The organism is Emticicia aquatica (genome assembly GCF_923079645.1).
In the GTDB taxonomy this organism is placed as follows: domain Bacteria; phylum Bacteroidota; class Bacteroidia; order Cytophagales; family Spirosomataceae; genus Emticicia; species Emticicia aquatica.
In genome coordinates this window covers 81,888-94,404 of the sequence record NZ_CAKLPY010000006.1, presented here as the reverse complement: position 1 = coordinate 94,404, position 12,517 = coordinate 81,888, and the positions used below count along the sequence as shown (strand labels likewise).

Sequence of the window (12,517 nt, the reverse complement as noted above, 5' to 3'; positions counted from 1 at the left end):
TACAATAAAAGGAGGATTGTTAGAAGTAAAACTCCAATCGCACCTTTATGGAATTGAAACAGATTTTTAGAAACTTCGTTTACACGGTTCTCAAAAGACTCCAATCGCACCTTTATGGAATTGAAACAAGTCTACTGATTACCTCAAAAAACTTGGTGATGCTACTCCAATCGCACCTTTATGGAATTGAAACATTTGGACACGCAGAAAGTAAAGCTACTTGTTTTTGACTCCAATCGCACCTTTATGGAATTGAAACACGAAAAAGAAATATCTTTCTTTCCAGGCTTAGCTTACTCCAATCGCACCTTTATGGAATTGAAACAAAATGGTGCGATTGTGAGGTTTAACCTCGATTAACTCCAATCGCACCTTTATGGAATTGAAACACGGGTACAATAAAAGGAGGATTGTTAGAAGTAAAACTCCAATCGCACCTTTATGGAATTGAAACAGATTTTTAGAAACTTCGTTTACACGGTTCTCAAAAGACTCCAATCGCACCTTTATGGAATTGAAACTTCAGTTGAGCAGCAACAATAATCCCACCCACGAGTTACTCCAATCGCACCTTTATGGAATTGAAACATTGCTATTTGTTTCGCATCTTCAGTATTCATTTGCACTCCAATCGCACCTTTATGGAATTGAAATACAGCCGCAATGTTTTACGTCACTAAGAATTTTTATAACTCCAATCGCACCTTTATGGAATTGAAATATCATGTTCCTGTACGTGTTCACCATCAACGCCTGACTCCAATCGCACCTTTATGGAATTGAAATATAGTGACAACTCCCACTGAAGAAGAAATTGACAAAACTCCAATCGCACCTTTATGGAATTGAAATCCTTCTAAGTTATCGAAACCGACATTTTTAATATGATACTAATGTAGCTTGATTGAAGTCCAATTACAAAGAATTTATTCATAGATTTAAAAATGTTTATATAATGCCTCTTCCTCATTTGGGAGAGGCATTATTGTTTCTGCAGTAATTGAGCTAAAATATTAGTATATCAATTAACAAATTGATTGATTTTGCCAGTTAATTGAATGATTTTGATAATAAATTTAACAATTCTAATAATACTTTTGTACAAGAAATTATTCCTAAAATTCAATAAAAAAGCCGCTCCTACTGCGAATAGAAACGGCCAAAATAATTGATTGGAATTGAAAGTCTCTTAAAACTTAAAAACCCGACCAAATGTATGAAAAGTCAATCTATTTTTAATCATTTAAGCCGAAAAATTACATTGCTTTGCAGCGTAATTTTATTGACAAGTACTTATCTATTAGCCCAAACACTCAGCGGAATAGTTAGCTCTGATAAAGGAGATAAACTTCCAGGAGTAAGTGTTGTTATTAAAGGAACCACCAAAGGTACAACCACCGATAAAGATGGAAATTATTCGATAGAGGCTCGTAAAGGGCAGTCAATCATTTTTTCATTCGTAGGTTATGAATTACAAGAAGTGGCTATAACAGATCAAAAAAGTGTCGATGTTACACTTAAAGAGGCCAACGAAACGCTCGAAGAAGTAGTAGTAACGGCAGAAAATCGTTCAGTTTCAGCACAAAGAGTGCCAATCACCATGGATTTGGTTTCAGGAAAGACAATTCAAAAACAAGGAATTTCAGATTTATTACAATTACAAGCCATTGCTCCAAGTTTAAATATTGTACAGAACACAATTTTTAATCAAATAAATGTTCGTGGTGTGGGAAGTAATAACGGAGCCGCGGAACTTTCTGACCAAGCTGTTACGGTAGGCCTAGATGGTGAATACCTCAATCGACCACTTGCATTGAATACTGCCATGTTTGACCTCGACCGTGTGGAAGTTTTGAAGGGGCCTCAAGGAACACTTTACGGCCGTAATGCTACGGCAGGAGCAGTCAATATCATTGCTAAAAAACCTACTCAAAGCCGTGAAGTTGACCTTTCGGCCAGTTATGGAAATTATAATTCATTGAAACTAAATGGTGCAGTAAATTTACCTTTAGGTAAAATTGCCGCATTCAGAGTAGCAGGACTACTTTCAAAACATGATGGCTATCGTGATGGTGGTGATAAAGTTGGGCAAATTGATAATGGCAATTTTTGGGCAACGCGTGCGGGACTAAGTATTAATCCAACAAAAGCATTATCAATTTATGTGGCGGGAGAATTGGGCAAAACCGACCAACAAGCACCTTCGCAGTATGGTGTGCCAATGGGTAATATTGCTGAGTTGAAGGGACAAGCCCCTGTAAGTTGGACAACGTCGCTTCCAAATGATTATCCAGTTGCAACGGCTGGCTTCATGAAAATTAATCAATCGGCTATCAGAGGGAAAATTGCTTATGATTTTGGTGGAGCAACGCTAACTTATTCGGGTGGCTTCAGAAAAATAGGTATGGATGGTTATCAACCACTCAATGGTTTTGTGCCAGAAACATTCAGTTTTCATAACGATTTAAACTACAAAACACAAAGCCATGAATTACGCTTAAATGGCGAATCAGCAAAATTAAGTTGGCAGTTAGGTAGTTTCTACGGCACCGAAAACCAAGATGTTAGAAGAGGTTTAGTCTTACCTGCTGCTGCGGGAGCATTCGGTGGACAAGTTCCATTCCTAAACTTTTTTATCAGAAATGTTAATTCGAATACCTTAGGCTTTTTCGGACAAGCCACTTACAATATAAACGAAAAATTAGGCATTACACTTGGCCTTAGAAATACAACTGATAAGAAAACCCTTGAAGGGTCGGATTTAGCATCTGCTCCATTTGGCCCGCCGACTATTATCAGATTTTTCTACCCAAATGTGCCCACAAGTATGACGCAGGCGGGTATGAAGCCAATTTCCGGTGTGCTAACGGAAGGTAGTTGGAATCAAACTACGTGGCTTTTGGGTATGGATTATAAAATAGATGCCAACAAAATGATTTTTGCCAAAATAAGCACAGGATACAAGGCAGGTGGCTTTGATAATCAAGGAGCTTATAACCCAGAATATTTGACTGCTTACGAAATTGGTACAAAGAATAAATTTGCCAATAATAAACTACGTTTAAATGCTTCAGCTTTTCATTACGATTACAAAGACCAACAAGTCTCTATCTTTATTTCAACAGCTGTGGGCGGTGCCATTCAAAATGCAGGTGTAAGTACGGTGAATGGATTAGAAATAGATGGCGAGTATGCTATTAGTAAGGCTGATAGATTTAGATTCTCGGTGAACTTGTTAGATGCAAAATATAATGAGCTAAAAACAGTGGAGAATGTAGTAAATGGTGATGTTCATTCAATTGATTTAAAAGGAAAAGTTGCCCCAATGTCGCCAAAAACTACACTAACTGCTGGCTATAACCATGATTTTAAAATTGGAAGTGGAACGCTTACGGCGGGTATTCAGACACTTTTCAAATCGTCTTATTATACTACTGCTTTCAACTATGCAATGGATAAGCAAAAGTCCTATACCAAAACAGATGTAAACCTAACTTACACAGCTAAAGGTGGTAAGTTTGATGTAGGTCTTTTTGCCCAAAACTTAGAAGACAATCGCATTATTGCTTATTCTTCGTTCAACGGTGGTACAATCAATATCTATAACTGGATTTTTGGTTCACCAAGATTAATTGGAGCACAGTTGAATTTCCATTTGTAATGAAAATGGGGAGAAGTTTACGCTTCTCCCCATTAATAAATAACTTTAATTGATAAAAACAATGTCAAACACCCAAACCCGAACCGCAGGAATACCACAAGGAATCATCATTGCTTTGGTTAGTATTTTACCCATGATGGCCGTAATTACACTTATGCCCGTTGTGCCAACACTTCGTAATCATTTCAAAGATATTCCATATATCGAAACATTGGCTCCGTTCGTGATTTCTGCCCCAGGTTTGTGTGTGGCTTTGTTTTCGCCTTATGCGGGTTTTTTAGCTGACAAAATTGGTCGAAGAAAATTGCTTATTATTTTCTCTATTCTCTACGGAATCGGTGGCGTTTTGCCATTTTTTGTGGAAAGTTTCAGTGCATTGATTGCGGGAAGGCTGATTTTGGGTATTGGTGAAGCATTTATCCTTACGATTGCCAATATTCTTTTAGGTGATTATTTTGAGCAAAGCCGCCGAAATACTTGGTTGATGATTCAAAGTATTATTGGGCCTATTTTTGGTTTTTTTGTCATCAACGGTAGCGGACAGCTCGCCACTGTGGGTTGGCAATATCCTTTTTTGTTATACGCTTTCACACTTGTCATTCCAATTGGTGCGTTTTTCTTTATCTATGAGCCTACTGAGAAAGCTCCATCGCTTGCCAATGCTCAAAATGGTTCGTTTCAATTTTCGAAGAAATCTTTAGTCAAAGTTTTCTTTACAACTTTCATCGCATCAGTGCTGTATTATGTTTATACACTTCATTTTTCTTTAGCCTTAGATAAAATAGGCATCAATGACCCTAAAGAAGTAGGTAAAATCACGGCAGTAGCAAGCCTTATGCTACCACTTGGAGCAGTTATGTTTAAGCTATTGGGTACTAAAAGTAACCGTATTCAATTTGGAATTATGTTTACACTTATCGGTATCGGATTAATTGGCGTTGGCCTTTCTGCAGACTTAACTTCGGCAATGATAAGTGCTATTATTCAACAAACAGGTTGTGGTATGGCAATCCCAGTACTGATTGCCTACGGATTGCGTTCCGTACCAGTCGAATACCGTGGTCGTGGTATGGGCGTATGGAGTAGTGGATTTTTCTTAGGCCTTTCCACATCGCCGTTTATTGTGGGTTCGGTCAGAAGTCTATCGGGCGATATCCTCAAAGCCTTCGTCATATTTGGAGTGGTTTGTTTGGTGATGGTCGTAATCAATTTCATTTTTGACAAAGAATAATTCTTTTTTAGATAAAATCAATCGTATAATAATGAGTTCTAATATCAAACGTGCTGTAAGCCTTTACAGCTACCAGGAGGAGTATTTCCTAAGAAAAATGAGCCTTGAAGAATGTATTGCTGCGGCAGCTGCTACTGGTGCAACAGGGATAGAAATTGTAGGTGAACAAAGTGTGCTGGGTTGTCCAAAAACTCCATCAGAAGCATTTATCGAGCAATGGTTTGGTTGGATGGATAAATACAAAGTAACACCTGTAGCTCATGATATGTTTTTAGATTATAACAAGAAAAAAGGGCATTATTGGACAGATGAAGAAGCAGTGGAATCATTCAAAAAAGACATCCGTTTTGCTCGTAGTTTGGGTTTCAAAATTATCCGTGTCATTGTTAATACCACGCCACAGATTATAGAAAAAGTATTGCCTTTTGCAGAAGAAAATGACATCAAATTAGGTATCGAAGTACACGCTCCTTGGAATATCAACAGTGCATGGATGGAACGTCATTGGGAAGTAATGGAAAGAACTGGTACTAAACATTTTGGATTTATTCCAGATATGGGTGGTTTTACTCGACGCCTGCCACGTGTACAAATAGAGCGAATGATTCGTAATGGTGCAGACCCCGAAATAGCAAAATACGTTTGTGAACAACATGAAAAAGGGGTAATGGCAGAATATACTATTTATGAAGTTTCGAAAATGAGCAATCGACGTATAGATATGGTCGTGGCAGAAATGTCGAGACACAATACATTCGTCAATCCACTAAGTTTGGTGCCACACATGGATAAAATCATTCACATTCATGGCAAATGTTTGGAAATGCTGGAAGACTATACTGAATACAGTATTCCGTACAAAGAAGTAATCAATGTATTGAAAAAATACGGCTATAATGGCTACATCGCCACCGAATACGAAGGTAATCGCCATATCCAAGATGTTTATGAGGTCGATAGCGTAGAGCAAGTACGCAGACATCAGGAAATGCTGAAGAATTATATCAATTCATAAAATCTATTGAAAAATCCACTTGTAGAGACAAGGCATGCCTCGTTTTCACATTAAATCAAACAATTTATATAAAATTACCATGTACGAAAAATATATGATAGTGCCTGAAAGGGCAAAAAAAAACGAAAAAGGCTTTGAAATAGGGGCAAGATTACCATACTACAGAGGTGTTTCGCTTTCGATGGTCGAAGAAATAGAAGTTTCTTTAGATGGAGAAACCTTGCCACAAAGCGATGTTGTCATCACTGTTCATGGCAATAGCTACAACCTTGAGCAACGTGAAAACGAACTCGACGACCGCTGGGAAATGGGTGAAGTTGCAACTCTTTCAGTAGCTAAAGAAAGTGATTTAAAAGCAGGTGAACATACAATTGGGCTAAAAATCAATCTCCGAATCGGCTATATGCCTTTTCCAAGTATTAGGGTAGCGGAGAAGACCGTAGTGATTGGATAATTGGTAAAATAGTGTTTGGTATTGATGATCACACACTAATAAACGATTTTTCTTATCAACCAATAACCAATTTTCTAATAATTATTTACCAAATGAAAATAGGAATAAGTCTTGATATGGTGAATATTCATCACCAAGAACCCAACCGTAATCGCTTCGAAAGCAAGTATTATTGGGATGAATTGTATCCCATGATTGCCACAGCAGGCTTCACGGCTGTTGAGATTCCGTTTGACCCCTTTTGGATATTCCGAGGCGGCTCAGGTGTGCCTTTCACCAAGTATTGTGTTGAAGTAAAGTTTGAAACCGTTGCCAAATTTGTAGCTAATTTAAAAGAAAAAGGTATTGATAAAGTGGCAGGTATTCATTTCAATCCTACCATTTTTATGCGTAATGAAGACCTTGATTTTTACTTTGGGGCTTCTGGCTATTTTGGAGGGGAGGCTATTAGATACGCCGCTGAATTGGGTTGTGAGTACATCAACGTTACCCCTACTCCGCCTTATGGTTTGGTGCAACATTACCATGGTAAAAATATCAATTGGGAGGTAGAATTTACGAAAAGAAGTATAGACCTTATCAATGGTTTTGCAAAAATTGCCCAAGAAAAAGGCATTCGCTTGCTGCTCAGAAATGAGTATTGGAGCGTGTTTCGTAGCCAAAATTTTCAAGATATTTTCGCTCAGATAGACAAATCTATTTTGCTGAATTTGGATGTTGCAAATCTTATTATCGCTGGTCAAAATCCAACAGAATTCATTCAAAAAAATGCAAAAAAAATAGGTAGCATATACCTGACCGATACAGCCTTTACAGACGAAAATCAAACTTGGAAAACGCCATTGCCAGAATATCCACAACACCGTGCTACTCAAGTTTTCATGGATTTAGGTTTTGGAAATGTTGATTTGAGAAGATTTTGCAATACACTCATCGAAATAAATTACGAAAGCTGGACAATAGTAAGCAATCGTCAAACCCGTGAGCCGATGAGGGCTTTATTGAGAAGTAGAAATTTTTTAAACTCGACAAAAATAGAACACAGATAACTTTACCAACACAGATGAGCACCAGTTAATCTGTGTTGGCTTGCAAATCGTTTCATCTGTATTCAATTAAAATATCCTACAATATGAGTAATCTAAAATATTCGCACATGAACCACTGGAAAAACATTCCTTACCAAAGGATTGACAATTTTCGGGAGTTCTATTATGAAGACAAAACAAACTCGGCGTATTACACCGACTGGGATAGAATACTTCGTTACCAAAAAGCATTAGGATTTTCAGGAATAGAGCTTGCTCCTTGGGATTTCCCTGAAATGCTGCCTCTTTTTGGCTCACCCAAAGCCTTCAAAAATTTTGCAGCTGAGCGTGGCGTTGAAGTGAGTGGAATGTTTCACTTAATTGACAAAGCTCACGACAGAACGCACCACAAACAAACCTTTGAAGAAGGTAAAAAAGCAGTGGATTTGTTGGTTGAATTTGGAGGAAAGCACCTAAACTCAGCACCCATCAATAATTATTATGGAGTTGGGCCTTTGAGCCATAGCCAAATCAAAGCCGCCGCCGAAATCATTACCGAATTGGGTAAATACGCAACCGACAATGGCGTACAGATTGGTATTCATAACGAGTTTTTTTTGGCAATCAACAAAGATAATCACCGAGAATATCTCGAACTCACCGATCCCCGTTATGTTAACTATTGTCTTGATACGGCTCAAGTAGCCTTATTGGGCGAAGATATATTGGAGTTTTATGATACCTACCACGACCGTATCTGTACTTTCCATTTGAAAGATACAGCTACGCCATCTTTACCCGACGACATACGCTACAGTCGAGACATTGAAATTGTGGACGATGGCACACGTTGGTTTTGGGAGCCTGGCGAAGGCGTACTTGATTTCAAAGGTTTGTATCAACTACTCAAAAAGCACCAATTTAAAGGTTGGATTACGGTCGAAACAGACGGCACGCCAGACTTGCTGGCTTCGATGGCACTGTCGAGGTATTATATTGATAATGAACTGACTGCTATCTACAACTAACGGAAAAGCTGAAAAAACTATCAAAAATCTAAAAATGTAAATCAATATGGGTCCTTTAGATAAATATATTTTAAAAGAAGATGCTCTAGAAGCAACTGAAAACGGTTTCCAACTAAAATTTCAGTCGCACTGGTATAGATCTTTGCCCCTTTCTTGTATGGATTTTAACCTTAAAATAAATGGGCAAGAAATCGAAAAAAGCAAATTCAAAATAAAAGCAAATGGGAACGAATACACTTACAAACAATTGCCAGAATTAGATAAAGAATGGCTTTATATTCTTGACAGAGGCATGTTAGAAGTTACGCAACCAATGGAAAAAGGAAAGGAGTATGAAGTGGAATTTAAGTATGACTTGCACATTCCTTACATCTTGGTAGGGCCTCAGGCCACACCTTTACTAGCAAGTAGTGTGGTTACAAAAAATCTTGTTTGTCAATAAAAAAACGAAATTCAAAATGAAACTTGCCACCTCCCTTTTTTCATACGCATACGAATGGAATTCAGGACAATATACCTTAGAAGATGTAATCGCCGAGACTCGTAAACGAAACCTTGGAACTGGCTTGGAAATTATTGGTTTTCAGAGCCTTAGAGGGTTTCCATTTATTTCAAACGAAACTATCAAAGAAGTAAAGCACCTGCTTGAAAAGTATGAGTTTGAGCCTGTGGCACTCGATGCCAATATTGATGTAGGTATCAAACGTCACGCAAAAATGGGTATTGATGAAACTGTAGAATACATCAAACCTCAGATTTTGGCAGCTCAAAAACTCGGTTTTCCTATTCTTCGCTGTCAGACTACTGCACCAGCTGAAGTTTATCAAAAACTCGTTCCTTTTGCTGAAAAAGCCAACGTAGTGATGGGAATAGAGCTACACACGCCATACAGTGTTGACCACCCTTCGGTCATTAAAATGACTGAGATGTTTGAGCAAATGCAAACCCACGTTTTAGGCTTTGTACCAGATATGGGTACCTGTATGCGTGCCATTCCCGATGCATTGCTCAACAGTTTTAAAACGGCAGGTGTTACCGACGAAATGATTGCCATTACGAAAGAAATTTGGCATAAAGATATTCCAACTCCAACGAAATTTGGCGAATTGGCCCAAACATTAGTTCCTATGGGGGCTACGCCGCCACAAATTGGCCGCTTGAATATGGCGTTTAGCATGAATGGCCGTCAGCCTGTAGAGAGCTGGAAAAAAATTATTCCATATGTGGTACACTTGCATGGAAAGTTTTATGGTTTCGACGAAAATGGAGATGAGCCTTCGATAGATTATCCTGCCATTTTCAAAGTTTTTCACGAAGGAGGTTATAACGGCTACATTTCATCAGAATACGAAGGCTCGGCATTTACCGACGAGTTTGATGCCTTCGACCAAGTAGAAAAACAACATCAATTATGGAAACGAATCTTACAAAATCTTTAAGAAAATGACTAAAAAATATAATCTCAATTACGCACCTCATATTAATCTATTTACAAATTCGGCAGGACAGGATCCATTCGACCAGATAAAATATATTGCCGATTTAGGATTTAAATCAATCGAAAACAGTGGTTTTAATGCACCTCATATTCCATTCGATACATCACCAATGGGGTTAGGATTGTTTGGAAAGGAACCTGCATTTTTAGACAAAATGGGTAGTACAATTGCCAATGCAGGCTTAACTATGGGCACTTTCGTAATGACCCCACCCGTATGGCCGCCTGTGGCATCTATTACTTCTGGGAATAAAGAATTACTCGAAATCTTCTTGAAAAAATGCAAACTTGGAGCTGAAATCGGGCAACGCATTGGGGCAAAATTTGTAACAGTATCTACCGATTGTTATGATAGAAATTTACCTATCGAAATGCAAACTGCCAATGCTATTGATGCCCTTCGTTTTGCTGCTGATATTTTTGAGCCAGTCGGTATAACAATGGTTATAGAAACTCTTAGCGACCACCACGAATTATTTCTGAGAACCGCCCCGCTTGCCTATTTGCTTTGCCGTAGTGTAAACCGTGATTCTTGTAAAATCTTGTTTGATATGTATCATCTGCAAAGAAATCAGGGAGGAATCATTGCTGCTATTGATATGGTTTGGAACGAAATCGGCTATTTTCAGATTGGAGATACCCCAGGTAGATGTGAGCCGGGCACTGGCGAAATGAATTATAAAAATATTTTCAAACATATTTACCATAAGCAAAAAGCCGAAGGAAAAGAGTTGATTTTGGGCATGGAACATTTCAAATCTCAACAAGGAATTGAAGGTGAGCAAGCCCTTTTGGACGCCTATCAGGAAGTTGATAATTTTTTAAATTAACCAAAGAAATGCAAAATAAAAAATACGATGCCATAGTAGTTGGCTCTGGAGCAACGGGTGGCTTTGCAGCGAAAGAATTAGCCGAAAGAGGCTTAAAAACCTTGGTTTTGGAAGCTGGGCCTTTTCTAGAAGAAGAGAAGTTTCAAAAAGCTACAGGAAATTTCAGTAGTGTAGGTTCAGTTTCACGCATAAAGGCGGGGCTGACAGGTCATCATAAGCAAGCCCGTGCTTCATTTTATTCAGAAGATAAAGCCTTTTTGTTTGTGAACGATTGGGACCACCCATATACTTCCTCAAAAGATTTTTTCTTATTTTTAAGAGGTAAAAATGTCGGTGGGCGTTTCCTTTCTTGGGGGCGTGTGGCATTGAGGATGTCTGATTATGCTTTCAGGATGAAAACTAACGAAGGTATTGGTTTCGACTGGCCTATCAGTTACAATGAACTTTTGCCTTATTACGAAAAAGTAGAAGATTTTTTGGGAATCATCGGAGCCAATGATAACATACCATTTGTGCCGAATGGGAAATACATCAAAACGGCAGGACTAAGTACGGCCGAACAAGAATTTAAGCATACCATCGAAACCAAATGGCCTGAACGTAAAGTAATGCCATGGCGATACGTGAAAAAAGAAGCAACTCCTGAAGACAATAACCATCATCGAATTAGTAGTCCATTGGCGGCAGGTTTGGCAACGGGCAACCTTGAAATCAGAGCCAATGCAATGGTGTCAAAAGTTAACACAGACTCTCATACTGGAAGGGCATCGGGTGTTACGTTTATAGATGCCGAAACCAAACAAGAGCATGTGGTGGAGGCAGATGTAGTAATGCTTTGTGCTTCGACAATCGAAACCATTCGCTTGATGCTTAACTCGAAAGGAGCAAAACATGAAAATGGTTTAGGAAATTCATCTGGATTGGTAGGAAAGTACTTCATGGACCAAGTACCATCTTGGATATTTGGTTCAGTACCTAATCATTATGGAGGCGAATTGGTTGATGCCGATAATCCCAAAGATAATCACGGCGGTATTTACATTCCACGTTTTCAAAACCTTGAAACTAACAATTACCCCACTTTCAAAGGTGGATTTAATATTCAGGGAATTGTCGGTCGTCCGATGGTGCCGCAGCACATGAATTCAGTATTTGGGTTAATGGGCCATGGTGAAATGTTGCCTTACAAAGAAAATTATGTGTCGTTAAACAGCACGAAAGATAAGTGGGGTATCCCGACACCGAACATCAATATTAGACTGTACGAAAACGAAATCAATTTACTGAAAGCACAAGTGCAAACCCAAAAGGAAATTATTGCTGAAAATGGGTATAATGTTGATTTTGCTATTAGTCCACTTGGAATTTCATCCGAATACGATTTATTACCCAATGTTCCGTGGTATGAACGACTTTTGTTTAAACTAAATTATAAGAAAAGTGTAGCCTTAGGAGCAGCTATACATGAATGTGGCGGAGCAAAAATGGGCTTTGATAAGTCTGATTCGGTACTCAATGGCAACAACCAAGTCTGGGATGCACCAAATGTATTTGTAACCGATAGTGCTTGCTTCCCAACTAATGGTTCATGCGGCCCTACCCTTACGACCATGGCATTGACTGTAAGAGCATGTGAGTATATTGCAAAGAATTTGTAGAAATAATCAATCAGTACATTAGTGAACTAATTTGATAAAGTGTGGCACATTATAAATAAAATTTTACTTAAATGATGTGCCACATATTTATAAATTGCAACTATTAAAAATCAG

10 protein-coding genes and 1 CRISPR repeat array are annotated in these 12,517 nt (G+C 38.4%); all 10 genes read left to right on the top strand.

What is annotated here, in order from left to right:
• Nucleotides 1–30 precede the first annotated feature (30 nt).
• A CRISPR array of direct repeats spans nt 31–852; the repeat unit is 30 nt; unit sequence ACTCCAATCGCACCTTTATGGAATTGAAAC.
• Nucleotides 853–1,216: 364 nt separating this feature from the next.
• The 10 genes from MJQ71_RS19615 (at nt 1,217) to MJQ71_RS19570 (ending at nt 12,403) form a co-directional block, all read left to right on the top strand.
• On the top strand, nt 1,217–3,661 hold the full coding sequence (locus MJQ71_RS19615) for a TonB-dependent receptor (protein ID WP_238808640.1): 2,445 nt from the start codon (nt 1,217–1,219) through the stop codon (nt 3,659–3,661).
• 61 nt (nt 3,662–3,722) lie between these two features.
• Complete coding sequence (locus MJQ71_RS19610; RefSeq protein WP_238808639.1) at nt 3,723–4,892, top strand: MFS transporter; 1,170 nt, start codon at nt 3,723–3,725, stop codon at nt 4,890–4,892.
• Between the two features lie 31 nt (nt 4,893–4,923).
• Entirely contained in the window at nt 4,924–5,907 is a 984-nt protein-coding gene (locus tag MJQ71_RS19605) for a sugar phosphate isomerase/epimerase family protein (protein WP_238808638.1), read from the top strand.
• A 79-nt stretch (nt 5,908–5,986) separates the two neighbouring features.
• Nucleotides 5,987–6,361: a C-glycoside deglycosidase beta subunit domain-containing protein gene (locus tag MJQ71_RS19600; RefSeq protein ID WP_238808637.1), complete on the top strand. Its 375-nt coding sequence runs from the start codon at nt 5,987–5,989 to the stop codon at nt 6,359–6,361.
• A 92-nt stretch (nt 6,362–6,453) separates the two neighbouring features.
• Nucleotides 6,454–7,410, top strand: coding sequence for a sugar phosphate isomerase/epimerase family protein (locus MJQ71_RS19595; protein WP_238808636.1), 957 nt, complete (start codon nt 6,454–6,456; stop codon nt 7,408–7,410).
• Between the two features lie 83 nt (nt 7,411–7,493).
• Nucleotides 7,494–8,417, top strand: coding sequence for a sugar phosphate isomerase/epimerase family protein (locus MJQ71_RS19590; RefSeq protein WP_238808635.1), 924 nt, complete (start codon nt 7,494–7,496; stop codon nt 8,415–8,417).
• A 46-nt stretch (nt 8,418–8,463) separates the two neighbouring features.
• Nucleotides 8,464–8,859, top strand: a complete 396-nt coding sequence (locus tag MJQ71_RS19585; RefSeq protein ID WP_238808634.1) for a C-glycoside deglycosidase beta subunit domain-containing protein — start codon at nt 8,464–8,466, stop codon at nt 8,857–8,859.
• Nucleotides 8,860–8,875: 16 nt separating this feature from the next.
• Nucleotides 8,876–9,856: a sugar phosphate isomerase/epimerase family protein gene (locus tag MJQ71_RS19580; RefSeq protein WP_238808633.1), complete on the top strand. Its 981-nt coding sequence runs from the start codon at nt 8,876–8,878 to the stop codon at nt 9,854–9,856.
• Between the two features lie 4 nt (nt 9,857–9,860).
• Nucleotides 9,861–10,745: a TIM barrel protein gene (locus MJQ71_RS19575; RefSeq protein ID WP_238808632.1), complete on the top strand. Its 885-nt coding sequence runs from the start codon at nt 9,861–9,863 to the stop codon at nt 10,743–10,745.
• 8 nt (nt 10,746–10,753) lie between these two features.
• The gene (locus MJQ71_RS19570; RefSeq protein WP_238808631.1) at nt 10,754–12,403 is read left to right on the top strand and encodes a GMC oxidoreductase; all 1,650 of its coding nucleotides are present in this window, start codon (nt 10,754–10,756) and stop codon (nt 12,401–12,403) included.
• The last annotated feature ends 114 nt before the right edge of the window (nt 12,404–12,517 follow it).